Here is a 24997-nt window from a genome sequence, read left to right as displayed (position 1 = left end):
ACCCTCAGGGCAGGACGAAGGTGCTGCGCTCCTCCCGACGGGTACGCGGATCGTCCACGGCGACGATGTGGAAGCGGATGGGCTGAATGCCTTGCCGCTCCGCCGGCCCCGGGACGGCCACGGTGACATGGACCGGGGCCGTGGCGCCGGCGGGGGCGGCGAAGCGCTGCGCTCCCTGGATCCGGATGCCCGGCAATCCTTCCGCCCGCACTTCGAATTCCCGGTCCTGCTCCGCCAGGTTCATCAGCTTCAGGGTGTAGGCGTTCTCGAAGTCGCCCTCTGCCGTTTCCCGCACCAGGGAGCCCCGGTCCCGCAGCACGTCCACCAGCAGCAGGGAGCGCTCGGACAGGGTCCAGGCACCGAGCAGGGTGAAGCAGCCCAGCACCGTGGCGTAGACCGCCAGGCGGGGCCGCTTCCAGTGGCGGGAACTCTGCTGGCCGCTGGCCAGTTCGGTTTCCGAGGCGAAGCGGATCAGGCCCCGGGGGCTGCCCACCTTGTCCATCACCGTGTCGCAGGCGTCGACGCACAGGCCGCAGTTGATGCACTGGTATTGCAGACCGTCCCGGATGTCGATGCCGGTAGGACAGACCTGGACGCAGATGCCGCAGTCGATGCAGTCGCCCTGGCCGCTCTGCCGTTTGGCACCGCGGGGTTCGCCCCGGGCCGCGTCATAGGCCACGTTGCGGGTTTCCGGATCGAACATGACGCCCTGGAAGCGGGAATAGGGGCACATGTGCTGGCACACCATCTCCCGGGTGAAGCCGGCCTGCACATAGGTGAACAGGGTGTAGAAGATCAGCCAGAAGGCTTCCCAGGGGCCCAGGGTGAAGGCGGCCAGGTGGGGCAGCAGCTGCCGGATGGGGGTGAAGTAGCCGACGAAGGTGATGCCGGTCCACAGGGCGATGGCCAGCCACAGGCCGTGCTTGGCGCCCTTGCGCAGCAGCTTGTCAGCGTCCAGGGACCGCTCGGCCAGCTTCAGGCGGGCCAGGTGGTCCCCTTCCACCTTGGCCTCCACCCACATGAAGATGCTGGTGTACACCGTCTGGGGACAGGCGAAGCCGCAGAAGAGGCGGCCGGCCACGGCGGTGACGAGGAACAGGCCGGTGGCCGAGAGAATCAGCACCAGGGCCAGCAGCAGGGCGTCCTGGGGCCACAGCACCAGGCCAAAGAGGTACAGCTTCTCGTGCACGATGTCGAACAGCAGGGCCTGGCGGCCATCCCACTCCAGCCAGCAGGCGCTGTAGAAGACGATCTGGGTGGCCCACACCATGAGCCAGCGCAGGCTGTTGAAGCGGCCGCTGACGGCCCGGGGATGGATCTGGCGCTTGTTGCGGTACAGGGCGATGCGGGCGCTCTGTACCTTGTTGACGGTCTTGTGGCTCATGCTCGGTCTTTCGCTGGCAATGGGAATAGGGGGATTTCCGTTGCTGCGAGTAGAACACCGGCCAGGATTTGGACACAGATTCAGTAAGTCGTGTTTTCGATAGGAACAGATTGCCGGCCGACCTTCACCCAGGGGACTTCCAGACCTGCACATGGCCTTGATTCCCATCAAATTATTGCCCCGATCCGAAGTGCCAGACTGGGAGTCCCGGCTGTTCCCATGGAAAAGCTCACCGGCTGTACCCGCTGCCGGGCGGCGGGAGGGGGAACAATGGGGCCCATGTCCGGACAGTCCGGACCGTGGGGTCATGAGGAGAAGCAGGATGGAGGCGGTCATCAAGCCGGAAATCGACATCGGCGGCCTGGGGCAGTCCGGGCCGGGGCATAGCCTTGCCCAGGGCAGGGGCTGGATTCCCGGCAACAAGGGCATCTGGGTCGGCATCACCTGCGAATTCGTCGAGTTCGCCCTGATGTTCGCCGTCTATTTCATTGCCCGGGCCCATTACCCCGAGGCCTTTGCCAACGGTTCGGAGCTGCTCAACAAGACGGCGGGTACCACCATCACCGTGCTCATGGTCACCAGCAGCTTCTTCGTCGCCTGCGCTGTGGCGGCCCTGCGCGCCGGCCGGCCCCGGCGGCAGGCGGTGCTGTGGCTGGTGGCAGCCCTGGTGGTGGCCCTCGGCTACCCGGTGGTGAAGGTCTACGAGATCACCGGCAATCTGGCCCAGGGCATCGACGGCAGCGCCGGCATTTTCTACACGGTCTATTACTACCTGACCTTCAACCATCTGGTGCACGCCTCCTGGGGCATCCTGGGCATGCTCTGGGTACTGGTGCGGCTGGTCCTGGGCGGCTATTCCCGGGAGGACCACAGCGGCCTGGAGGCCCTGGCCAGCTACTGGCACGCCACGGACATCATCTGGCTGATCCTCTATCCCCTGTTCTACGTTCTGGCCTGAAGGAGACCGACGCCATGCATCCGTCCTCCCCGTCTTCCCTGCTGCCGCCCGGCGCGCCGGTTCTGCCCTGGCTGGCCCTGGTGGTCCTGACCTTCCTCAGCCTGTTCCTGGGGGAATGGTTCCACGGGGCGGCCTGGCTGCCCCTGCTGGTGGCCGCCATCCTGTGGGGCAAGGGCACCCTGGTGGCCCGCCACTTCATCGAATCCCACCGGGCCCACCCCTTCATCGCCTGGCTGTTGCGGGCCTTCATCCTGCTGACACCCCTGCTGCTGTTGCTCACCGCCTTTTTCGGCCGGCCGGTGGCCCGCTTCTTCTCCCTGTAATCGCGTACTCCCGCCAGCCCCGGTCCGCCTGTCGCAGGCACCGGGGCTTTTTTGTCGTCCGGGGCAACTGTTCCTAGCGAATTAGCGAAGTTCTGACGCTGTTATTGCCGGCAGGGGAATGGTCTACTCGGCTCCCATACAGTTCTTGGAGCCGGTGATGAAAGTCGTTGCCCTGTTGGTTCAGCCCAGCGGTGTGGAGTGGGATATGGCGGACATGGCGGAAATGACAGCCCGCCTGCCGGGCCTGATTCCCCTGGAGTCCGTCGCCCCGGGGCAAGTCCCGGATGCCCTGTCCCTCAGCTGGGCCCCATTGCCGGCCGCCGCTCCGGGGGCCCCGGGCAAGAGCCTGAGGGAGCTGGAGCGGGAATTCCTGGAGCGGGTCCTGGCGGAATACAAGGGCAACAAGAGCGCGGCGGCCAAGTCCCTGAAAATGCACCGCCGCACCCTGCAGCGCAAACTGGCCCGCGGCTCCTAGTCGCGAATTGGAGGCGAGCCGATGCGCAACCTGCTGCCAGGTCTGATTGCCAACACGGAGCAGGGACTGGCCGACCGTCATGTCTGCCTGCGGCGCTACGGTCCCGGCCGCCTGGTGCTGGAAGGCTACGACCGGCCGGGACTGTTCTACATCCAGCATGGCCGCATGGAGCTGCTGATCACCACGGCGGACGGCAACGAGCGCTGTATGCGCATCCTCGCCGAATCCGACCTGTTCGGCCTGGAATGCCTCCATGCCAGGGCCACGGTGCCGGGCTACCAGGTGCGGGCCATCACCTATTCCTCCGTGGTCCACGTGGATGTGGAACTGCTGGACCTGTGGCTGGCCACCGTGCCCGAGTTCCGGCACCGGCTGGCGGCCCGCATCGCCGCCGACATCGCCCGCCTGGAACAGGAGCGGGAAAAAACCGTGGCCTTTTCCGTGGCCGAGCGGCTGGTCTGCTACCTGCGTTGCGGCGAGACCTGCGCCCATTTGTCGCCGGCACCGCCGGAGCCGGCGGGCCCCCTGCCCATGGCCATCCTGGCGCGACGCATCGGCTGCAGCCCGGCCTATCTTTCCCGGGCCGTGCGCAAGCTGGCTCAGCAGGGCGTGGTGCAGCGGGTCAATCACCTGCCCCGCATCGACCGTATGGAAAACTTCTCGCCCTGTCCCTGCAGCGTCGTGCCGGAAGGCGGCGAGCTGCGCCATGCCTTGCGCCGCTTGGCCTGAGGTGCCCCGCGGCCGGCTACGGTTTTGATATCGGTGCCGATCTGTAGCTATCGGAAATCCGGTGTTCTGCCCCCGTTCCCCGGAGAGTCCCGGTGGTTTACTGACGCGGCAGTCATGGCAGCCCGTTTGCTGCCGTGGCGTCCGCCTCCGTCAGGGAGGCGGGTCCATATTTCAAAAGGGGAGCGTTCAATGAAACCTCAAAAACCCATTGCGGCCTTTCTCGCCGCAGCCCTGGGCATCGGCGCCCTGTGGGCCGGCTCTGCCGCCGGGGCCGAGTCCTTGCAGGACGTGATGAAGCGCCGCAACCTGTCCCAGCAGGACCTGCTGGCGGCGGCCAAGACCTATGTGCCGACGGGCAAGCGCGACGAGTTCGTCGCCTTCTCCTCCGGCGGCCAGTCCGGCCAGGTGATCGTGTATGGCATTCCCTCCATGCGCATCCTCAAGTACATCGGCGTGTTCACCCCCGAGCCCTGGCAGGGCTACGGCTATGACGAGGAATCCAAGGCGGTGCTGGCCCAGGGCAGGATCGACGGCCGCGACATCACCTGGGGCGACACCCACCACCCGGCCATGTCCGAGACCCAGGGCAAGTACGACGGCCAGTTCCTCTTCATCAACGACAAGGCCAATCCGCGCCTGGCGGTGATCGACCTGCGTGACTTCGAGACCAAGCAGATCGTCGCCAACCCCATTTTCCGCTCCGAGCATGGCGGCGCCTTCGTCACCCCCAATACCGAGTACATCATCGAGGCGGCCCAGTACGCAGCCCCCCTGGACAACAAGAAGTTCGTGCCCCTGGAAGAGTTCAACGAGAAGTACCGGGGCGGCGTCACCTACTGGAAGTTCGACCGCAAGGAAGGCCGCATCCAGACCAAGGACTCCTTCTCCGTCGAACTGCCGCCCTACAGCCAGGATCTCTCCGACGCCGGCAAGGGGCCGTCCGACGGCTGGTCCTTCACCAACTCCTTCTGTTCCGAGCGCTATGTGGGCGGCATCGAGAAGGGCCGTCCGCCCTATGAAGCCGGCTGTTCCGCCAAGGACACCGACTACATGCACGTGGTGAACTGGAAGAAGGCCGCCGAACTGGTGGCCAAGGGCATGGCCAAGAAGATCAACGGCCACAACGTGCTCTCCATCGAGACGGCGGTGAAGGAAGGAATCCTCTTCCTCATTCCCGAGCCCAAGTCGCCCCACGGCGTCATGGTCTCGCCGGATGGCAAGTTCATCACCGTCTCCGGCAAGCTGGACACCCACGTCATCGTCTATTCCTGGGAGAAGATCCAGGCCGCCATCAAGGCCGGCAACTTCGAGGCCAAGGACGCCTACGGCATCCCGGTGCTGGGCATGAAAGAGACCCTGCACAAGACCGTGCAGGTGGGCCTGGGCCCGTTGCATACCCAGTACGACTCCAAGTCGTGCGTCGCCTATACCTCCCTCTATGTGGACAGCCAGATCGCCAAGTGGGACTACTGCGAGGGCCGGGTGCTGGACAAGATCGCGGTGCATTACAACGTGGGTCACCTGATGACCATGGAAGGCGACTCCATGGACCCCAAGGGCCGCTACCTGGTGGCCATGAACAAGCTCTCCATCGACCGCTTCACTCCGGTGGGCCCCCTGCATCCGCAGAACCACCAGCTGATCGACATCAGCAACGACAAGATGCAGCTGCTGTACGACATGCCCATCCCCCTGGGCGAGCCCCACTACGTCGTCGCCATCGACGCGGCCAAGCTGAAGCCCGGCGTGCGCTACAAGGTGGGCACCAACAGCCGTACCGATGCGCCCAGTGCCGGTGCCGTGCGGGCCGGTGAAGAGAAGACGGTGAGAAAGGGCAACAAGATCGAGGTCTTCGGCACCCTGATCCGTTCCCACATCACCCCGGAAACCATCGAGGCTGAAGTGGGCGACGAAGTCACCATCCACCTGACCAACCTCGAACGTGCCCAGGACGAGACCCACGGCTTCACCGTCTCCACCTACAACGTCCATGCTTCCGTCGAGCCGGGCAAGACCGTCACGGTCAAGTTCAAGGCCGACAAGGAAGGCGTCTATCCCTACTACTGCACCGAGTTCTGCTCCGCGCTGCACCTGGAAATGCAGGGCTACCTCCTGGTCAAGCCGAAGGGCTGGAAGGCGACCAAGACCGCCGGTGCCGAGAAGGCGATCTACAGCGAAGACGACTACAAGAAGCAGCTGAAGAAGGTGGCCGATACCCAGGCCGTCATCGATCAGGTGGTCGGCTACATCACCTCCGTGAATTACAAGGACTTCCCGGATGTGGTGAACATGATGGACGACGCCGTCGATCAGTTGAACAAGATCAAGGACGCCAAGGCCAAGCATGAAGACGCCGCCAAGAAGAAGGACTGGAACCAGGCCACCCTGTGGGCCGAGCAAGTCTGGCAGTACCAGGTGAAGGCAGCCGACCTCGGCCTGCGCGCCAAGACCTATCTGGAACAGAACGGCGCCCGCAAAGGCAAGTAGGCGGCGCCCGCCAAAGAGTTACACGGCAGCAGCATTGCGGGGAACGGCCTTCGGGTCGTTCCCCATTTTTTTGAGGTGAGGGCAGCGGCGGCGGCCCGTGCCGTCGCGACGGACGTCCCGTCACGGACCCGGCAAGCGTCCTACATGAGGATTCGGCGGGAGGGGGAACTCAGGAGGGGAAAAAGTGCGGCGGGGCCGCGCCCCGCTTCAGTGCCCTTGGTGAGGCAGCAGGCTGCCGATGATCTGGCCGAGGACGGCGATGGCCTTTTCCGTCGCCGGCGTCCACGGGTGGCCGTAGTTGAGGCGCAGGCAGTGGCCGTATTCCCGCTTGGCGGAGAAGATGGGGCCGGGGGCGATGCTGATGCCCTGATCCAGGGCCAGCCGGTGCAGCGCCAGGGTGTCCACGCCCGGGGGCAACTCCACCCAGAGGAAGTAGCCGCCGCTGGGCCGGGCCAGCCGGGTGCCGGCGGGAAAGTGCCGCTCCACCGCGCCGACCATGGCGATCTCCTGCAGGGAGAAGGTGCGGCGCAGGCGGCGCAGGTGGTTGTCGTAGCCGCCGTGCTTGAGGTATTCGGCCAGGGCGATCTGCACCGGCACCGTGGTGGCCAGGCTGGTGGTCAGCTTGAGGCGCTGGATCTTCTGGGTGAAGCGTCCGCCGGCCACCCAGCCGATGCGGTAACCCGGCGCCAGGGACTTGGAGAAGGAGGAGACGTGCAGCACCAGGCCGTGCCGGTCCTCGGCCTTGGCGTGGGCCGGCGCCTGGTCGCCGAAGTACAGTTCGGCGTAGACGTCGTCCTCGATCAGGGGCACCTGGTAGCGGGCCAGCAGGGCCACCAGCTCGGCCTTGCGGGCGTCGCTGAGGCTGCCGGTGATGGGGTTGGAGAAGTTCAGCATGCACAGGCAGGCCTTGATCGGATGCTGCCGCAGGGCATCCTCCAGGGCTGCCAGGCTGATGCCTTCCCGGGGATGGGTGGGGATTTCGATGACCTTCAGGCCGAGGCGCTCGATGGCCTGGAGATTGGCGTAGAAGGTGGGGGATTCGATGGCCACCAGGTCCCCGGGCCGGGTCACGGCCTGCAGGCAGAGGTTGAGGCCTTCCATGGCGCCGGAGGTGACGACGATTTCCTGGGGCGAGACGTTGGCGCCCCGGGAAAGGTAGCGCAGGGCGATCTGGCGGCGCAGTTCCTCGTTACCCGGCGGCAGGTCGGTGACTGTGGCCCGCGGGTCCAGGTGGCGGGCGGCGGCGGCGAGGCAGCGGCCCAGCTTGTCCAGGGGGTACAGCTCCGGGCTGGCGAAGCTGGAACCGAAGGGCACCACCGCCGGATTCTTGACGCTTTCCAGAATCTCGAAAATGAAGTCGCTGACGTCGAGGGCGGTGGATTGGCCCTGGGGCCGGGTCATTTCCGGTTCGGGCAGGGCCTGGCCCAGGCGGGCCCGGACGAAGTAGCCGGACTTGGGCCGGGCCTCGATCAGCCCCCGGCCTTCGAGCAGGTAGTAGGCCTGCAACACCGTCACCGGACTGACGTCGTGGATGCGGCAGGCCTGGCGCACCGAGGGCAGCCGGTCGCCGGCCCGCAGCAGGCCGTCGCTGATCAGCTTTTCCGTTTGCAGGGCGAGGGTCTGGTAGCGGCTCATGGCGGCCATGGTAATGAAGCGCCCCCCGTTCCGGAAAGAGGTGAATCAAATCCGGGAAAAAGCGGGGCCGACAAAGAAAAAGGGCAGCTGCTGCTGCCCTTTTCGGGAGTCTGGCCAGGGCCTGGCAATCAGCCGCCCAGCTTGGCCTTGAGCAGGTCGTTCACCTGCTGGGGATTGGCCTTGCCCTTGGCCGCCTTCATTACCTGACCCACCAGGGCGTTGAAGGCCTTTTCCTTGCCGGCCTTGTACTCGGCCACGTTGGCGGCGTTGGCGGCCAGCACCTCGTCCACCAGCTTCTCGATGGCGCCCGTGTCGGTGATCTGCTTCAGGCCCTGCTTCTCGATCACTTCGTCGGCGCTGGCGCCGTCGCCGTTCCACAGGGCCTCGAACACCTTCTTGGCGATGTTGTTGGAGATGGTGTTGTCGGCGATGCGGGCGATGAGGCCGGCCAGCTGGGCGGCGCTCACCGGGGAGGCGGCGATGTCCTTGTCCTCCTTGTTGAGGCGGGCGGACAGTTCGCCCATGACCCAGTTGGCGGCGCTCTTGGCGTTGGCCGCACCGGCGGCGGTCACCACGGCGTCGAAGTAGTCGGCCACTTCGAGGGAAGCGGTGAGGGCGGTGGCGTCGTAGGCGGAGAGGCCCAGCTGCTCCATGAAGCGCTGGCGCTTGGCTTCGGGTAGCTCCGGCAGGGTGGCCTTGGTGCGCTCCACCCACTCCCGGGAGATGACCAGGGGCAGCAGGTCGGGATCGGGGAAGTAGCGGTAGTCGTGGGCGTCTTCCTTGGTGCGCATGACCCGGGTCTCGCCGGAATCCGGGTCGAACAGCACGGTGGCCTGCTGGATCTTGCCGCCGTCTTCCAGGGTGTCGATCTGCCACTGGATTTCGTAGTCGATGGCCTGCTGCAGGAAGCGGAAGGAGTTGAGGTTCTTAATTTCGCGACGGGTGCCCAGGGGCTCGCCGGGGCGGCGCACAGAGACGTTGGCGTCGCAGCGGAAGGAACCTTCCTGCATGTTGCCGTCGCAGATGCCGATCCAGCGCACCAAGGCGTGCAGGGCCTTGGCGTAGGCCACGGCCTCGGCGGAGGAGCACATGTCGGGCTCGGTGACGATTTCCAGCAGGGGGGTGCCGGCCCGGTTGAGGTCGATGCCGGATTTGCCGTGGAAGTCCTCGTGAAGGGACTTGCCGGCATCCTCTTCCAAGTGGGCACGGGTCAGGCGCACCACCTTCTCGTAGGCCTTGTCACCCTGGCCGACCTGGATGCGCACGCCACCGCCCACCACCACCGGCAGCTCGAACTGGCTGATCTGGTAGCCCTTGGGCAGGTCCGGGTAGAAGTAGTTCTTGCGGGCGAAGACGGACTTTGCCGCCACCTCGGCGCCGATGGAGAGGCCGAACTTGATGGCGCATTCCACGGCGCCCCGGTTCAGCACCGGCAGCACGCCGGGCAGGGCCAGGTCCACGGCGCTGGCCTGGACGTTGGGCTGGGCGCCGAAGGCGGTGGAGGAGCCGGAGAAAATCTTGGATTGGGTGGAGAGCTGTGCGTGGGTCTCGATGCCGATGACCACTTCCCAGTTGCGTGCGCTCATGTCGTTCTCGAAAGCAAAAATTCAAGCGTTAAAAACAGCTGCGGCGTTCCAGCTGGATGGGCCACAGGTAATCCACGGCCTCACCGCTGCATTGGGCCTGGCAGCCGTTGAAGGCCACCGTCACTTTCTTGTCCTGCTCCCACATGCGCACCGAGCAGCCGTCGGCGGCGGCCAGGCGCACCTGGGGCAGGGTTTCCACCTGGCGGAAGTCCTTCAGGGCGAACTGGCAGGAGCCCTTCTTCGGCACATCCACCTTGGCGGTGAAGCGCTGCACCTGGGCTTCCTTCACCTGCAGCTGGATGTTGCCCCGGTAGCCGGTGGGATCGCGGAAGGCGCAGTTGCCGGCGACGTTGAGGGGCCGGGTGGGGATGGGCTTCAGGTTGCGGCCGTTGAGGTGCTTCAGGGGCCGGCTGAAATCGTACTTGTCCGCCGGCGGCGGTTCGCTGGCCACGTTGTCCGGCAGAGGTTCGGCAGGGGGGGGCGGCGTGGCGCATCCGGCAAGGATCGTGGCGATGATGCCGCCAAGAACCAGTACCCATGCGCCGCGGCGACCAGGCAGCCCCATCCGCCTTACTCCAGGCCGGCGGGCGCGCGCCCGTGCCAGTCGGTGACCTGCTGGTAGCGGTGGGCGACGTTGAGCAGGCGGGCTTCGTCGAAGTAGTTGCCGATCAGCTGCAGACCCACCGGCAGGCCCTCGGCAAAGCCGCAGGGCAGGGACATGCCGGGCAGGCCGGCCAGGTTCACGGCGATGGTGTAGATGTCGGAAAGGTACATCTGCACCGGGTCGCCGGCCTTGTCGCCGAGCTTGAAGGCGGTGGAGGGGCTGGTGGGCCCCAGGATCACATCGCACTGCTTGAAGGCGGCGACGAAATCCTCGGCGATCAGCCGGCGGATGCGCTGGGCCTGCAGGTAGTAGGCGTCGTAGTAGCCGTGGGAGAGCACGTAGGTGCCGATCAGGATGCGGCGCTTCACCTCGGCGCCGAAGCCCTGGGCCCGGCTCTTGGCGTACATGTCGTCCAGGCTGTCGTACTCGGGGGCGCGGTAGCCGTAGCGCACGCCGTCGAAGCGGGACAGGTTGGAGCTGGCCTCGGCCGGGGCGATGACGTAGTAGGCCGGCACCGACAGCTTCATGTTGGGCAGGCTCACTTCCACCATCTCGGCACCGAGGGCCTTGTACTGCTCGATGGCGGCCTGGATGGCGGCCATCACGGCGGCGTCACAGCCTTCGCCGAAGAACTCCTTGGGCAGGCCGATCTTGAGGCCGGCCAGGGGCTTGGCGGCAGCCGGGGCGTTCAGTTCCCGGGTGTAGTCCTCCACCGGGCGTTCCAGGCTGGTGGAATCCTTGGGGTCGAAGCCGGCCATGGCGTTGAGCAGGAGGCCGCAATCCTCGGCGGAGCGGGCCATGGGGCCGGCCTGGTCGAGGGAGGAGGCGAAGGCGATCATGCCCCAGCGGGAAACCACGCCGTAGGTGGGCTTCAGGCCGGTGAGGTTGCACAGGGCGGCGGGCTGGCGGATGGAGCCGCCGGTGTCGGTGCCGGTGGCGGCGGGGGCCAGGCGGGCCGCCACGGCGGCGGCGGAACCGCCGGAGGAGCCGCCGGGAACGCGGCTCTGGTCCCAGGGGTTCTTCACCGGGCCGAAGAAGGAGGTTTCGTTGGAGGAGCCCATGGCGAACTCGTCCATATTGGTCTTGCCCAGATTCACGGCGCCGGCGGCGTCGAATTTCTGGATCACCGTGGCGTCGTAGGGGCTGACGAAATTGGCCAGCATCTTGGAGCCGCAGGTGGTGAGCCAGCCCTCGGCGCAGAAGATGTCCTTCTGGGCCAGGGGGATGCCGGTCAGGGGGCCGGCGTCGCCGGCGGCGAGGCGGGCGTCGGCCGCCTTGGCCTGGGCCAGGGAGCGCTCCGGCTGGGTGGAGACGTAGGCGTTGATGGCCGGGTTGAGCCGGTTGATGCGGTCCAGATACAGCTGGGTCAGCTCGACGCTGGAGATCTTCTTGCCGGCCAGGGCCTGGGCGAGTTCTTTAAGGCTGGAATTGAGCATGGTCGGTAGGGAGCGAGTCGGGGGCAGGGGAGGGCGCGAAGCAAGGGCGCGGCAGCGCTCCCGCCTATTCGATGACCTTGGGCACCAGGTAGAGCCCGGCTTCGGTTTCCGGCGCCACGGCCTGGAAGGCGGCGCGGCGGTCGCTTTCGCTGACCACGTCGTCCCGCAGGCGCTGGGCCAGGTCCTGGGCGTGGGCCATGGGTTCGACCCCCTGGGTGTTCACGGCCTGCATTTCCTCGATCAGGGAGAAAATGCCGTTGAGGTGCTCGAGGGTGGTCTGGACTTCCGCTTCGGAGGTTTCGATGCGGGCAAGATGGGCGATGCGCCGGACCTGATCGGGAGTAAGGGACATGGGCTGGCTGGGGGTGAAAGCCGGCGAAGCGCCGGGTGATTAAATTCTAGGCAAAAACTTATGCTGCAAAGCGATATAAGGTATCATAAATCCCCTTCTCCCCGCTGTTTTACGGATTCAATACCCCATGTTCGGCTTTCTCCGCAGCTACTTCTCCAACGACCTGGCCATCGACCTGGGCACCGCCAACACGCTGATCTACGTGCGCGGTCAGGGCATCGTTCTCGACGAACCCTCTGTGGTCGCCATCCGCCTCGAAGGCGGACCCAACGCCAAGAAAACCATTCAGGCAGTCGGCAAGGAAGCCAAGCAGATGCTCGGCAAGACCCCCGGCTCCATCACCGCCATCCGCCCCATGAAGGACGGCGTGATCGCGGACTTCACCGTGACCGAGCAGATGCTCAAGCAGTTCATCAAGAAGGTCCACGATTCCCGCATGTTCTCCCCCTCGCCGCGCATCATCATCTGCGTGCCCTGCGGCTCCACCCAGGTGGAACGTCGCGCCATCCGCGAATCCGCCATCGGCGCCGGCGCCTCCCAGGTGTACCTGATCGAGGAACCCATGGCCGCGGCCATCGGTGCCGGCCTGCCCGTGGCCGACGCCACCGGCTCCATGGTGGTGGACATCGGCGGCGGCACCACCGAAGTGGGCGTCATCTCCCTGGGCGGCATGGTCTATGCCGGTTCCGTGCGGGTGGGCGGCGACAAGTTCGACGAAGCCATCATCAACTACATCCGCCGCAACTACGGCATGCTGATCGGCGAGACCACCGCCGAGAACATCAAGAAGGAAATCGGCTCCGCCTTCCCCGGCTCCGAAGTGAAGGAAATGGAAGTGAAGGGCCGCAACCTGGCCGAGGGCATTCCCCGCAGCTTCACCATTTCCTCCAACGAAATCCTGGAAGCCCTGACCGATCCCCTGAACCAGATCGTCTCCGCCGTGAAGAGCGCCCTGGAACAGACCCCGCCCGAACTGGGCGCGGACATCGCCGAGAAGGGCATGGTCCTGACCGGCGGCGGCGCCCTGCTGCGGGACCTGGACCGTCTGCTGATGGAAGAGACCGGCCTGCCCGTGATCGTCGCCGAGGACCCGCTGACCTGCGTGGTGCGCGGCTCCGGCATGGCGCTGGAAAAGATGGACAAGCTCGGCAGCATCTTCGCCTCCGAGTAAGGCCGCACCGGGTGAGGATGAGCATGGAACGGGAACGCCAGCCGATCCCCGACACCCCGCTCTCCTCCCTTCCCACCACCGCCCCGGCCAGTGCCGGGGCTTGGTTTTTTCCGCAGCCTTCGCGGCGCGGTCATGTAACCCCCCGGAAAGTCTGACGTGGCCGGCATCGACCACTCTCCACCGCCATTCTTCAAGCGCGGCCCGGCTCCCCTGGCCCTGCTCTCCCTCTATCTGGGCCTCTCCATCTCCCTGATGGTGCTGGACCACAAGTTCCATTACCTGGAATGGGTGCGCCAGGGCGTGGCGGTGTTCACCACTCCCCTGCAGATGCTGGCCCATGCGCCCTCCAAGGGCTTCTCCCAGGTGGACGAGTACTTCGCCAGCCTGATCTCCCTGCAGAAGGAAAACGACCAGCTCAAGCATACCCAGCTGGAGGCGGCCACCATCCTGCAGCGGCACCAGCACCTGGAGGCGGAGAACCGCCACCTGCGCGAGCTGCTGGGGGTCAAGGAGCGCCTGCCCACCGGCGGCCAGCTGGCCCAGATCCTCTATGCCGCCCGGGACCCCTTCTCCCGCCGCGTCATCGTGGACAAGGGCATGCAGGACAACGTGCTGGCCGGCCAGCCGGTGGTGGACCACCTGGGCGTCATCGGCCAGGTGACCCGGGTCTATCCCCTGCTTTCCGAAATCACCCTGATCACCGACAAGGACCAGGCCGTGCCCGTGCAGGTGGTGCGCAGCGGCCTGCGCTCCGTCGTCTTCGGCCTCGGCAACGGCCAGCTGGAGCTACGCTACATGCCGGCCAACGCCGACGTGCAGAACGGCGACGTGCTGGTGACCTCGGGCCTGGACGGCATCTTCCCCGCCGGCTTCCCGGTAGCCAAGGTGGTGCACATGGAGCGGGACACTACCTACTCCTTCGCCCGCATCATCTGCGTCCCGGTGGCCGGGGTCGAGCATTTCGGCGAAGTGATGATCCTCAACCCGCGGGAGGCCCTGCCGCCCCGGCCGGCCGAGGCCTCCGCCACCCCGGCCGAAGGTGACAAGCCTGCCTCCTCCAAGGTGCGCCGCATCAAGCGCAGCGTCGGGAACTAAGCCATGCAGCCGACCTTTACCTCCTCCCGCATCCTGCTGCCGGTCCGTCCCTGGTTCATCACCCTGACCCTGGTGCTGGCCCTGCTGCTCAATCTGATGCCCACCGCCCACTGGCCCGGGGTGCCCGACTGGGTGGCCCTGGTGCTGTGCTTCTGGAGCGTGCGCGAATTCCGCAAGGTGAGCATGGGCTGGTCCTTCATCCTGGGCCTGGCCATGGACGTGGCCGACGGCAGCCTCATGGGCCAGCACGCCCTGGCCTACGTGCTGATGAGCTACATCGCCTCCAGCCTGTCCCGCCGCATCCTGTGGTTTCCCCTGCTGCAGCAGGCGCTGCAGGTCTTTCCCCTGTTGTTCATGGTGCAGGTCCTGCAGCTTGCCGCCCGCATGGCCACCGGCGCTGCCTTCCCCGGCTTCGGCTACCTGATCGGCCCCCTGGTGGCGGCCCTGCTCTGGGTTCCCGCCACCTACGTCCTGCTCCTGCCCCAGTACCAGCCCGTGGAGCGGGACGAGAACCGCCCCATCTAAGCAGCAGGCCATGCGCTATACCGACCTCAGCAGTTCGGACCGGGAACAGGAGCAGTTCCGCTTCCGCCTCGGCTTCGCCGCCGGCATGGTGCTGCTGTGCTTCGTCATCCTCTTTGCCCGTTTCTTCTGGCTGCAGGTGGTGAAGCATGACTACTACTCCACCCGGGCCGAAGAGAACCGTATTTCCCTGGTACCCATCATCCCCAACCGGGGTCTGATCGTGGACCGCAACGGGGTGGTGATGGCCCGCAACTATTCCGCCTTCACCCTGGAAATCACCCCCTCCCGCCTGCAGGAAGACCTGGAGACGGTGATCGAGCAGATCGGCACCCTGATCCCCATCACGCCCAAGGACAGGAAGCGCTTCAAGAAACTGATGGAGGAGTCGAAAAACTTCGAGTCCATCCCCATCCGCACCCGCCTTTCCGACGACGAGGTGGCCCGCTTCGCCGCCAACCGCTACCGTTTCCCCGGCGTCGAGGTGAAGGCCCGGCTGTTCCGCCAGTATCCTCTGGGGGACGTGGCTTCCCATGCCCTGGGCTACATGGGCCGGATCAACGACAAGGATCTGGAGACCATCGACAACGCCGAGCAGACGCCCAACTACAAGGGCACCGAGCACATCGGCAAGGCCGGCCTGGAGCAGAACTACGAGTTCCAGCTGCACGGCGAGACGGGCTACGAGGAAGTGGAAGTGGATGCGGGTGGCCGGGCGGTGCGGGTGCTGTCGCGCACGGCGCCGGTGTCCGGCAACAACCTGTCCCTGACCCTGGACTCCAAGCTGCAGGAGATCACCGAGCAGGCCTTCGGCAGCCGCCGCGGTGCCCTGGTGGCCATCGAACCGTCCACCGGCGGCATCCTGGCCCTGGTCTCCAAGCCCACCTACGACCCCAACCTGTTCGTGGACGGCATCCGCGGCGACGACTGGGACGGCCTCAACACCGACCCGGACAAGCCCCTGCTCAACCGGGCCATCTACTCGGCCTATCCGCCCGGTTCCACCTTCAAGCCCTTCATGGCCCTGGCGGCCCTGGTCCAGGGCAAGCGCACCCCCTCCCAGGCCATCGCCGATCCGGGCTATTTCAACTTCGGCGGCCACCAGTTCCGGGACGACAAGAAGGGCGGCCACGGCATGGTGGACATGTACAAGTCCATCGTCGAATCCTGCGACACCTACTACTACATCCTGGCCAACGACATGGGCATCGACAACATCGCCGCCTTCATGGGCCAGCTGGGCCTGGGCCAGCGCACCGGGGTGGACATCCAGGGTGAGAGCGAGGGCGTGCTGCCCTCCCAGGCCTGGAAGAAGCGCCGCTTCAAGAAGCCGGAGCACCAGAAATGGTATGCCGGGGAAACCATCTCCATCGGCATCGGCCAGGGCTACAACGCCTACACGCCGATCCAGCTGGCCCAGGCGGTGGCCACCATCGCCAACGACGGGGTCATGTACCGGCCCCATCTGGTGAAGTACATCACCAACAGCCGCAGCGGCGAGAAGACCATGGTGGAGCCCCAGCCCATCCGCGACCTCAAGCTCAAGCCGGAACACCTGGCGGTGATCAAGAACGCCATGGTCGGCGTGAACAAGGCCGGTACCGGGGCCCGGGCCTTCGCCGGCGCCGGCTACGAATCCGCCGGCAAGACCGGTACCGCCCAGGTGTTCAGCCTGAAGGGCGAGAAGTACGTGGAGGGCGCCACCAAGCACCACCTGCGCGACCACTCCCTGTTCATCGCCTACGCCCCGGCGGAGCAGCCCAAGATCGCCCTGGCGGTGATCGTGGAGAACGGCGGTTTCGGCGCCGCCGCTGCCGCCCCCATCGCGCGCATGGTGCTGGACTACTACATCCTCGGCAAGGTGCCCAAGGGCCCGGCCAACGAGGACGAGGAGGGCGACGATGGAGGCCATTAGGCGCTACTGGTGCAAGGCCATCGAGCACCTGGACGGCCCCCTGCTGACCATTGCCCTGGTGATCCTGGGCATCGGCACCGCCACCGTCTATTCCGCCACCTACATCGGCCTGAGCCGCATGGGGCCCCAGGCGGTGAACCTGCTGATCGCCTTTTCCGTGATGTGGATGGTGGCCCAGGTGCCGCCCCAGAAGCTGCTGCGCTTCGCCGTGCCCCTCTACGTGCTGGGGGTGATCCTGCTGCTGGCGGTGTGGCTGTTCGGCATCAAGGTGAACGGGGCCCGGCGCTGGCTGCATGTCGGCGTCACCCGCATCCAGCCCTCCGAGATCATGAAGATCGCCATGCCCCTGATGCTGGCCTGGTACTTCCACAAGCACGAGGCGGCCCTGCGCTGGCGCCACTACGCCACGGCCTCCATGCTGCTGCTGGTGCCGGTGGCCTTCATCATCAAGCAGCCGGACCTGGGCACCGCCATCCTGGTGCTGGCCGCCGGCTTCTACGTCATCTTCTTCGCCGGCCTGTCGTGGAAGGTCATCGTCGGCCTCATCGCCGCCGGCGCCGCCGCCGCGCCCTTCGCCTGGACCATGCTGCACGACTACCAGCGCAAGCGCATCCTGACCCTCATCGACCCCACCTCCGATCCTTTGGGGACGGGCTACCACATCATCCAGTCCACCATCGCCATCGGCTCCGGCGGCATCATCGGCAAGGGCTGGCTCAACGGTACCCAGACCCACCTGGAGTTCATCCCGGAAAAGCACACCGACTTCATTTTCGCGGTCTTCTCCGAGGAATGGGGCCTGATCGGCAACCTGGTACTGCTGCTCCTCTACCTGCTGCTCATCGGCCGTTGCATGATGATCGCCGCCAACGCCCCGACCCTGTCGTCGCGTCTCCTGGCCGGCGCCATCTCCCTCAACTTCTTCACCTACGCCTTCGTCAACATGGGCATGGTGAGCGGCATCCTGCCGGTGGTGGGGGTGCCCCTGCCCTTCGTCAGCTACGGCGGCACGGCCCTGGTGACCCTGTTCCTCGGCCTCGGTATCCTGATGAGCATCCACACCCATCGCATGCTGGTGAAGAAATGAAGCGTTCTCTCCTGCCGGGCCTGTGCGGCGCCTTCCTGCTGGCCCTGCTGGCGGCCTGTGGCGGCCCGGCGCCGCGCATTGAGCGGGCGCCGGAGGCCGGTGCCCGGCTGCCGGCCAAGAGCGGCATGAAGCCCAATCCCCTGGCCCGCCGGGGCGGCGGCTTCTACAAGGACGACGGCCTGCCCGAGGAAATTCCCGAGAACATCGACGACATTCCCGATGCCGAACCCCGCTGGGAGCCCCTGCACCGCTTCGCCAACAGGCCATACGTGGTGCTGGGCAAGGAATACGTGCCCATGACCCGGCTCCAGCCCTACAAGGTGCGCGGCATCGGCAGCTGGTATGGCAAGAAATTCCACGGCCAGAAGACCTCCATCGGCGAGCCCTACGACATGTTCGCCATGACCGCGGCCCACCCGACCCTGGCCATTCCCTCCTACGCCCGGGTCACCAACGTGGCCACCGGCAAGTCGGTCATCGTGCGCATCACCGACCGTGGGCCCTTCCATGCCGACCGGGTGATCGACCTCTCCTTCACCGCCGCCTACCGCCTCGGCTACGTGGCCAACGGCAGCACCGCGGTGGAAGTGGAATCCATCGTCCTCGAACCCGGCGCCACCTATGCCGCTGCGCCGGCCCTGGAAGTGGCCGCCATCAAGCGCCAGACGGCACGCCAGGAAGCCCGCCCGGCGCCGGCGCGGGAGGAGCGGGACCCCATCGCCGAAATGGCCATGGCGGCCCAGGCCCAGGACGAGCCGGCCGCCGCGCTGGCGGCGGCACCCGCCCCGGCTGCCGCCGCCGGCGTCGGCAATGTCTTCCTGCAGCTTGGCGCCTTCTCCAGCCAGGACAATGCGGAAAGCCTGAAGGCCAAGCTGGCCCGGGAACTGGACTGGCTCACCGACGCCATCCAGATCCAGAGCAAGGGCGGCATGCACCGCATCCACGTCGGCCCCTACCGGGACCGCATGGAGGCGGACAAGGTGGCCGAGCGCATCCGCCTGGCCCTGGGCTTCAAGCCCACTTTCGTCACTCGCTGATCAGGCGTTGCGCCTGGCCAGGTAGGCGGCGAACTCGTCCGCCGGCATGGGGCGGCCGAAGTGAAAGCCCTGGGCCTCGTCGCAGCCGTGGCGGTGCAGGATCTCCAGCTGCTCCGCGGTTTCCACTCCCTCGGCGATGACCCGCAGGCGCAGGCTGTGGCCCATGCTGATGATGGCCACGGCGATGGCCTGGTCGTCCGCATCGGCAACGATGTCGCGGACGAAACTCTGGTCGATCTTCAGCTTGTCGATGGGAAAACGCTTCAGGTAGGAGAGGCTGGAATAGCCCGTGCCGAAGTCGTCGATGGACAGCATCACCCCCATTTCGTCCAGGCGGCGCAGGCAGCGCACCGTGGCTTCCGCATCCTCCATCACCGTGCGTTCCGTCAGTTCCAGCTCCAGGTAGCGCGATTCCAGGCCGGTGCGGCGCAGCAGCTCGGCCACGCTCTCGTGCAGCTCGCTCTGGCGCAGCTGTACCGCCGAGAGGTTCACCGCCACGGGGATGGCCGGCAGGCCGGCCTCCTGCCAGGCCCGGTTCTGACGGCAGGCCTCGTACAGCACCCAGTCGCCGATGGCGCCGATGAGGCCAGAATCCTCGGCCACGGGAATGAAACGGGCCGGTGGCACCATGCCCAGCTCCGGGTGCAGCCAGCGCACCAGGGCCTCGGCGCCGATGACCCGGCCGCTGCCCATGTCCACCTGGGGCTGGTAGTGCAGCACGAATTCCTGCCGCTCCACCGCCTGGCGCAGCGCGTTCTCCAGCACCAGGCGCTCGAAGGCCAGCACGTTCATTTCGGCGGTGAAGAACTGGTAGGCGTTGCGCCCCGATTCCTTGGCCTGGTACATGGCCGTGTCGGCGTTCTTCAGCAGGCTCTGGAAGTCCCGGGCGTCGTGGGGAAAGAGGCTGATGCCGATGGAGGGGGTGACGGTGAGCTGGTGGCCGTCGATGACGAAGGGCTGGCCCACCCGGTCGATGATCTTGCGCGCCACCTGGGAGGCCCCGTCCAGCTGGGCGTCGGCCAGCACCACCACGAATTCGTCGCCGCCCAGGCGCGACACCGTGTCCGAATCCCGCACGCAGCCCTTGAGGCGCTGGGCCACGGACTGCAGCAGGCGGTCGCCGGTGAAGTGGCCGAGGGAATCGTTCACCGTCTTGAAATTGTCCAGGTCGATGAAGAGCAGGGCCAGGGTCTCCTGTTCCCGCTCGGCGGCGGCCAGGCACTGGCTGACCCGGTCGTGCAGCAGGGTGCGGTTGGGCAGGCCGGTGAGTTCGTCGAAATAGGCCAGCTGGTGGATGCGGTCCTCCTGCCGGCGCTTTTCCGTGATGTCCTCCTTCACCGCAACGAAATGGGTGATGCGCTGGTTGTCGTCGGTGATGGGGGAGATGGTGGCGTGTTCCCAGTACAGCTCGCCGTTGCGCCGCCGGTTGTGGAACACCCCTTCCCACTGGCCGCCGCTGGCGATGGTGGACCACAGCTCCTGGTACACCTCCAGGGGCGTCTCGCCGGACTTGAGCACGCTGGGCTTGAGGCCCACCGCCTCCTCGGCGCTGTAGCCGGTGGTGCGGGTGAACTTGGGATTGACGTACTCGATGACGCCGTTGGTGTCGGTGATGACGATGGTGGCCGGGCTCTGCTCCACCGCCCGGGAGAGCTGGCGCAGTTGCAGTTCGGCGCGCTTGCGCTCGGTGGCATCCTCGACGATGGCGATGCCCCCCAGCAGCTGGCCGCCCTGGTCCAGCACCGGCGCCGCCACCAGGGAAACCCACAGCTGGCGCCCGCTGAGGCTGGCGCGGTATTCGCCCTCGAAGCGCCCGGTGCGGCCCTCCAGCACTGCCGCCAGGGCCGGCAGGGGGCGCTGGTCCTGCAGCTTGGCCATGTCCAGGTCATGCAGCCGCTCCAGGGGTACGCCGATGATGTTGGCGAACTGCTGGTTGCTGTAGGTGATGTGCAGCTCGGTGTCGTAATGGATGATGCCCGTGGGACAGAACTCCAGCAGGCGCAGGTAGCGCTCCTCCAGGGAGTGCAACTGGGCCTGGCTCTGGCGCAGGGCCGCGTGCTCCAGGGCCAGGCTCACCAGGTTGGCCAGGGCCACGCCCAGCAGGCGCTGTTCCTCGTTCCAGGGCCTGGCCGGCCCCGCCTGCTCGTGGCAGAGAACGCCGGCCAGGCGCCCCTGCTGGCGCACCGGGTAGTCGAGCAGGGCGCCGATGCCATGGGGCGTCAGGTAGGCGTCGTTGAGGTCCCGGGTGGCCGGGTGGTGCAGGGCGTCGTCGGCGACGATGGGCTCGCCGCTTTCCAGGGCGGCGAAGTAGGCCGGGCAGTCGGCCTCCTGCAGGCGCTGGCCGCTACTGTGGCAGCCGCCGGCCCGTTCAAAGAGATCGGCGCAGCGGATGGTGCGCTGGCTGTCGTCGAACAGCCAGATGCCGACCCGGTCCACGCCGAGCAGCCGGGCGGCGGTTTCGGTGAGGTAGGGGTAAATCTCCTCCAGCCCGGCCTGGGCCAGAAACTCGGCCCGGCTCAGGCGCTCCAGCCAGGCAGCCCGGGACGGTGCGCCCGGCCGGGGGCCGGCGGCGCACTGCTCTGTCTCGGGAAAAGCTGGCCAGGGGGGATGGGGGGGAAACGGCATCGGCGACTACCTCCATCGCCCCATGATGCCTGCCGCATCGTGAAATCTGCCTTGCGCTGGATCAAATCAACCCGGCGCCGGGTTCAGATGGAATCCTTGCCCGGCATCGTCTTGAAGATGAAGGCGGCCCGGTCCACCGGCGTCACCCACACCAGGCCGTCGCCGATCTGGCCGGTCTGGGAGACGGCGATGATGCGGTCCACGATCACCGTGGCCAGGTCGTCGTCGGCGATGATCTCGATGCGCACCTTGGGGGTGTAGTCGGTCAGCTCTTCCTTGATGTTGTGCGGCACGTGGCGGGAGGGCGCGCTGCAGCCCTCCGCCTTGCTCACCGTCATGCCGGGAAAGCCCGGGATGTCCCGCAGGGCTTCGCGCAGGGCGGGCAGCTTGTTGGGGCGCACTACGGCCTTGATTTCCTTCATCGGTGCGTCTCCTTACAGTTAGGCTTCCACCGGTTCTTCGTCGAACCAGCGGTAGAGGGTGGGCAACACCACCAGGGTCAGCAGGGTGCAGGTGATGAGGCCGCCGATGACCACGATGGCCAGGGGGCGCTGCACTTCGGAACCGGGGCCGGTGGCGAAGAGGAAGGGGATGAGGCCGAGCATGGCCACCGTCGCCGTCATCATCACCGGGCGGAAGCGCAGGATGGCGCCCTTGGTCACCGCTTCGTCAAGGCTGGCGCCTTCCTGGCGCAGGCTGCGGATATAGGATACCAGCACCACCCCGTTGAGCACGGCGATGCCCCACAGGGCGATGAAGCCCACCGAGGCCGGCACCGAGAGGTACTCGCCGGTCACCGCCAGGCCGATGATGCCGCCGATGGAGGCGAAGGGCAGCACCAGGATGATGAGGCTGGCCATGCGCAGCGAATTGAAGAGCAGGAACAGCAGGAAGAAGATGGCGCCGATGGTGATGGGGATGATGATGGTGAGGTGCCCCAGGGCCCGCTCCATGTTCTGGAACTGGCCGCCCCACTCCAGGTAGTAGCCTTCCGGCAGCTTGATCTTCTCTGCCACCTTCTGCTGCAGTTCGGCGACGAAGCTGCCCAGGTCCCGGTCCTTCACGTTCACGCCGACCACGATGCGGCGCTTGGCCGTCTCCCGGCTGATCTGGGCCGGACCGTCGGCCAGGCGGATCTCCGCCAGGGCTTCCAGGGGCACCTGGGCGCCGCCGGGGGCGCTGACCAGGATGTGGCGGATGGCTTCCACGTCGTTGCGGAATTCCTTGGGCAGGCGCACGGTGGCGGAGAAGCGGCGTTCGCCTTCATAGACGTCGGTGGCCACCTTGCCGCCGATGGCGGTCTCGATCACGTCGTGCACGTCGGCGGCGTTGAGGCCGAGACGGGCGATGGCCTGGCGGTCGATCTCGATGATCAGGTATTGCTGGCCGGAGATGCGCTCCACCCGCATGTCCTGGGCGCCCTGGATGGACTGGGCCACCTTGGCGATTTCCTCGGCCTTCTTCTTCAGGGTGTCCAGATCGTCGCCGAAAACCTTCACGGCGATGTCGGAACGGACCCCGGTGACCATTTCGTCCACCCGGTCGGAGATAGGCTGGGCCATGACGATCTGCACCCCGGGCAGGGCCTTCAGCTTGTCGCGCATGGCCTCGGCGATGTCGTCCTGGTTCCAGCCGGAGGGCCATTCGCTGCGCGGCTTGAGGCTGACGATGGGGGTGGATTCGTTGGGGCCTTGCGGGTCGGCCGGCGATTCGCCGCGGCCGACGCCGGAGACGGCGGACTTGACCCCCGGCACTTCCATCACCAGCTTCATGGCCTGCATTTCCATCTTGATGGATTCATCCAGGGAAATGTTGGGCACCCGGTTGATGCCCGGCACCACGGAGCCTTCCTTCATCTCCGGGATGAAGGCGGTGCCGAGGAAGGGCAGGATGGCCAGGGTGGCGACGAAGACGCCGACGCACAGGGTCACCGTCTTCTTGCCGTTGGCCAGGGACCAGTTGAGCATCTTCAGGTAGGGCTTCTTCATGGCGGCGATGGCCCGGGTGTCGTGGTCGCCCTGGCCAGGCGGCACCTTCAAGAGGTAGGAGCAGAGCACCGGCGACAGGGTCAGGGACAGCACCAGGGAGACGGCCAGGGCGATGGCGATGGTGTAGGCGAGGGGGGCGAACATCTTGCCCTCCATGCCCTGCAGGGTCATCAGGGGCAGGAACACCAGGATGATGATGCCGACGCCGAAGATCACCGGCGTCGCCACTTCCTTGACCGCGTTGAAGATGATGCGGATGCGCGATTCCCCCGTTTCCGCCTTGCGCCCCAAGTAGGCGAAGGCGTTTTCCACCACCACCACCGAGCCGTCCACCATGAGGCCGATGGCGATGGCCAGGCCTCCCAGGGACATCAGGTTGGCCGAGAGGTTGATCTGGTTCATGGCCATGAAGGTGAGCAGGGGCGTCAGCACCAGGGTGGCGACGACGATGATGGAGGAGCGCAGGTCGCCGAGGAACAGCAGTAGCACCACCACCACCAGGAAGACGCCTTCGATCAGCACCTTGGTCACGGTCCACAGGGCCGCGTCCACCAGCTCGGAGCGGTCGTAGTAGGGCACGATCTTGAGGCCGCCAGGCAGCATGTCCTTGTCGTTGATCTCCTTCACGCGCTCCTGGATGCGGCCGACAATCTGTTTGGCGTTGCCGCCGGCCAGCATCATCACCACGCCGCCCACGGATTCGGTGACGCCGTTCTTCACCAGGGCGCCCTCGCGCACCGCATGGCCCAGGTCCACCGTGGCCACGTCGCGGATGTACACCGGCACCCCGTCCCGCTCCTTCAGCACGATGGAGCGGATGTCGTCCAGGTCCCGCACCAGGCCCACGCCGCGGATCAGGTACTGCTCGGCGTAGTGGGGCAGCACGCCGCCGCCGGAGTTGGCGTTGTTGCGGCCCACGGCCTGGTACACGTCGGCCACGGTGAGCTTGAAGTGGCGCAGCTTGTCCGGGTTCACCAGCACCTGGTACTGCTTGACGAAGCCGCCCTGGGAGTTGATTTCGGCGACGCCGGAAATGGAGCGCAGCAGGGGTCGTACCACCCAGTCCTGGGCGACGCGGCGCTGGGTCAGCTCCTCCGGGGTCAGGGCCCGCTCGCCGTCGTCGGGCCGCTCCAGGGTGTACTGGTAGATTTCGCCGAGGCCGGTGGAGACGGGGCCGAGCACCGGGGTGATGCCCTCGGGCAGGCGCGAACCCACTTCCAGCAGGCGTTCCATGACCAGCTGGCGGGCGAAGTAGACGTTGGTGCTGTCGGTGAACACCAGGGTGATGAGGGAGAGGCCCGGCTTGTTCAGGGAACGCATCTCCGTCAGGCCGGGCAGGCCGGTCATGGCGATTTCCAGGGGCACCGTGGCGAAGCGCTCCACCTCCTCCGGCGAGCGGCCGGGGGCCTCGGTGGCGATCTGCACCTGGATGTTGGTGACGTCGGGGAAGGCATCCACCGACAGCTTGCGCGCGGCGTTGAGGCCGAACACCAGCAGGGCGACGGCGATGACGACGACGATCAGGCGTTGTTTGAGGGCGGCGCGAATCAGGGATTCGATCATGACATTCCTTCGATGCCCGGAAAGG

At 66.5% G+C, this 24997-nt stretch carries 20 protein-coding genes; 11 read left to right on the top strand and 9 right to left on the bottom strand.

Annotation, left to right across the window (positions count from 1 at the left end; all coding sequences use genetic code 11):
• Window positions 1-4 precede the first annotated feature (4 nt).
• Complete coding sequence (gene ccoG / locus EV678_RS11190; protein WP_130459592.1) at window positions 5-1384, bottom strand: cytochrome c oxidase accessory protein CcoG; 1380 nt, start codon at window positions 1382-1384, stop codon at window positions 5-7.
• A gap of 322 nt (window positions 1385-1706) precedes the next feature.
• On the opposite strand from ccoG, the gene EV678_RS11185 reads away from it, so the two are divergent.
• From EV678_RS11185 to nosZ, 5 genes are all read left to right on the top strand, one after another.
• Window positions 1707-2342: a cytochrome c oxidase subunit 3 family protein gene (locus EV678_RS11185; RefSeq protein WP_014235985.1), complete on the top strand. Its 636-nt coding sequence runs from the start codon at window positions 1707-1709 to the stop codon at window positions 2340-2342.
• Window positions 2343-2356: 14 nt separating this feature from the next.
• Entirely contained in the window at window positions 2357-2665 is a 309-nt protein-coding gene (locus EV678_RS11180; protein WP_014235986.1) for a hypothetical protein, read from the top strand.
• 157 nt (window positions 2666-2822) lie between these two features.
• Window positions 2823-3140, top strand: coding sequence for a helix-turn-helix domain-containing protein (locus EV678_RS16615; protein ID WP_235832455.1), 318 nt, complete (start codon window positions 2823-2825; stop codon window positions 3138-3140).
• A 21-nt stretch (window positions 3141-3161) separates the two neighbouring features.
• Window positions 3162-3869, top strand: coding sequence for a Crp/Fnr family transcriptional regulator (locus EV678_RS11170; protein WP_130459590.1), 708 nt, complete (start codon window positions 3162-3164; stop codon window positions 3867-3869).
• Between the two features lie 189 nt (window positions 3870-4058).
• Window positions 4059-6356, top strand: a complete 2298-nt coding sequence (gene nosZ, locus EV678_RS11165; protein WP_130459589.1) for a Sec-dependent nitrous-oxide reductase — start codon at window positions 4059-4061, stop codon at window positions 6354-6356.
• Window positions 6357-6563: 207 nt separating this feature from the next.
• Here nosZ and EV678_RS11160 read toward each other — a convergent pair whose 3' ends face one another.
• The 5 genes from EV678_RS11160 to gatC form a co-directional block, all read right to left on the bottom strand.
• On the bottom strand, window positions 6564-7991 hold the full coding sequence (locus EV678_RS11160; protein WP_130459928.1) for an aminotransferase-like domain-containing protein: 1428 nt from the start codon (window positions 7989-7991) through the stop codon (window positions 6564-6566).
• A gap of 128 nt (window positions 7992-8119) precedes the next feature.
• Window positions 8120-9577 (bottom strand): Asp-tRNA(Asn)/Glu-tRNA(Gln) amidotransferase subunit GatB, encoded by a 1458-nt coding sequence (gatB, locus tag EV678_RS11155; protein WP_014235991.1) that lies wholly within the window; start codon window positions 9575-9577, stop codon window positions 8120-8122.
• Between the two features lie 28 nt (window positions 9578-9605).
• Window positions 9606-10142 (bottom strand): hypothetical protein, encoded by a 537-nt coding sequence (locus tag EV678_RS11150; RefSeq protein WP_235832454.1) that lies wholly within the window; start codon window positions 10140-10142, stop codon window positions 9606-9608.
• 5 nt (window positions 10143-10147) lie between these two features.
• Window positions 10148-11617 (bottom strand): Asp-tRNA(Asn)/Glu-tRNA(Gln) amidotransferase subunit GatA, encoded by a 1470-nt coding sequence (gene gatA, locus EV678_RS11145; protein WP_130459588.1) that lies wholly within the window; start codon window positions 11615-11617, stop codon window positions 10148-10150.
• A 64-nt stretch (window positions 11618-11681) separates the two neighbouring features.
• The gene (gene gatC, locus EV678_RS11140) at window positions 11682-11969 is read right to left on the bottom strand and encodes an Asp-tRNA(Asn)/Glu-tRNA(Gln) amidotransferase subunit GatC (protein ID WP_014235994.1); all 288 of its coding nucleotides are present in this window, start codon (window positions 11967-11969) and stop codon (window positions 11682-11684) included.
• Between the two features lie 127 nt (window positions 11970-12096).
• On the opposite strand from gatC, the gene EV678_RS11135 reads away from it, so the two are divergent.
• The 6 genes from EV678_RS11135 (at window position 12097) to EV678_RS11110 (ending at window position 18796) form a co-directional block, all read left to right on the top strand.
• Entirely contained in the window at window positions 12097-13140 is a 1044-nt protein-coding gene (locus tag EV678_RS11135; RefSeq protein ID WP_014235995.1) for a rod shape-determining protein, read from the top strand.
• A gap of 156 nt (window positions 13141-13296) precedes the next feature.
• Entirely contained in the window at window positions 13297-14235 is a 939-nt protein-coding gene (mreC, locus tag EV678_RS11130; protein WP_014235996.1) for a rod shape-determining protein MreC, read from the top strand.
• A 3-nt stretch (window positions 14236-14238) separates the two neighbouring features.
• Window positions 14239-14760 carry a rod shape-determining protein MreD gene (gene mreD, locus EV678_RS11125; RefSeq protein WP_014235997.1) on the top strand — a complete coding sequence of 174 codons (522 nt, stop codon included), beginning with the start codon at window positions 14239-14241 and terminating at the stop codon, window positions 14758-14760.
• Between the two features lie 10 nt (window positions 14761-14770).
• Entirely contained in the window at window positions 14771-16672 is a 1902-nt protein-coding gene (gene mrdA / locus EV678_RS11120; protein ID WP_014235998.1) for a penicillin-binding protein 2, read from the top strand.
• The gene (gene rodA, locus EV678_RS11115; RefSeq protein ID WP_130459587.1) at window positions 16659-17759 is read left to right on the top strand and encodes a rod shape-determining protein RodA; all 1101 of its coding nucleotides are present in this window, start codon (window positions 16659-16661) and stop codon (window positions 17757-17759) included. The genes mrdA and rodA overlap by 14 nt, the downstream gene beginning before the upstream one ends.
• Window positions 17756-18796: a septal ring lytic transglycosylase RlpA family protein gene (locus EV678_RS11110; protein WP_130459586.1), complete on the top strand. Its 1041-nt coding sequence runs from the start codon at window positions 17756-17758 to the stop codon at window positions 18794-18796. The genes rodA and EV678_RS11110 overlap by 4 nt, the downstream gene beginning before the upstream one ends.
• Here EV678_RS11110 and EV678_RS11105 read toward each other — a convergent pair whose 3' ends face one another.
• The 3 genes from EV678_RS11105 to EV678_RS11095 all read right to left on the bottom strand — a co-directional run bounded on the left by EV678_RS11105 (window position 18797) and on the right by EV678_RS11095 (window position 24972).
• Window positions 18797-21421, bottom strand: a complete 2625-nt coding sequence (locus tag EV678_RS11105; RefSeq protein WP_130459585.1) for a bifunctional diguanylate cyclase/phosphodiesterase — start codon at window positions 21419-21421, stop codon at window positions 18797-18799.
• An 83-nt stretch (window positions 21422-21504) separates the two neighbouring features.
• Window positions 21505-21843 (bottom strand): P-II family nitrogen regulator, encoded by a 339-nt coding sequence (locus EV678_RS11100; RefSeq protein ID WP_014236002.1) that lies wholly within the window; start codon window positions 21841-21843, stop codon window positions 21505-21507.
• A gap of 18 nt (window positions 21844-21861) precedes the next feature.
• Complete coding sequence (locus EV678_RS11095) at window positions 21862-24972, bottom strand: efflux RND transporter permease subunit (RefSeq protein ID WP_130459584.1); 3111 nt, start codon at window positions 24970-24972, stop codon at window positions 21862-21864.
• Between the last annotated feature and the right edge of the window lie 25 nt (window positions 24973-24997).

The organism is Azospira oryzae (assembly GCF_004217225.1).
Classification (GTDB): Bacteria; Pseudomonadota; Gammaproteobacteria; order Burkholderiales; family Rhodocyclaceae; genus Azospira; species Azospira oryzae.
The sequence above is the reverse complement of the archived record's forward strand: the minus strand, read 5'-3'. Positions and strand labels throughout refer to the sequence as shown.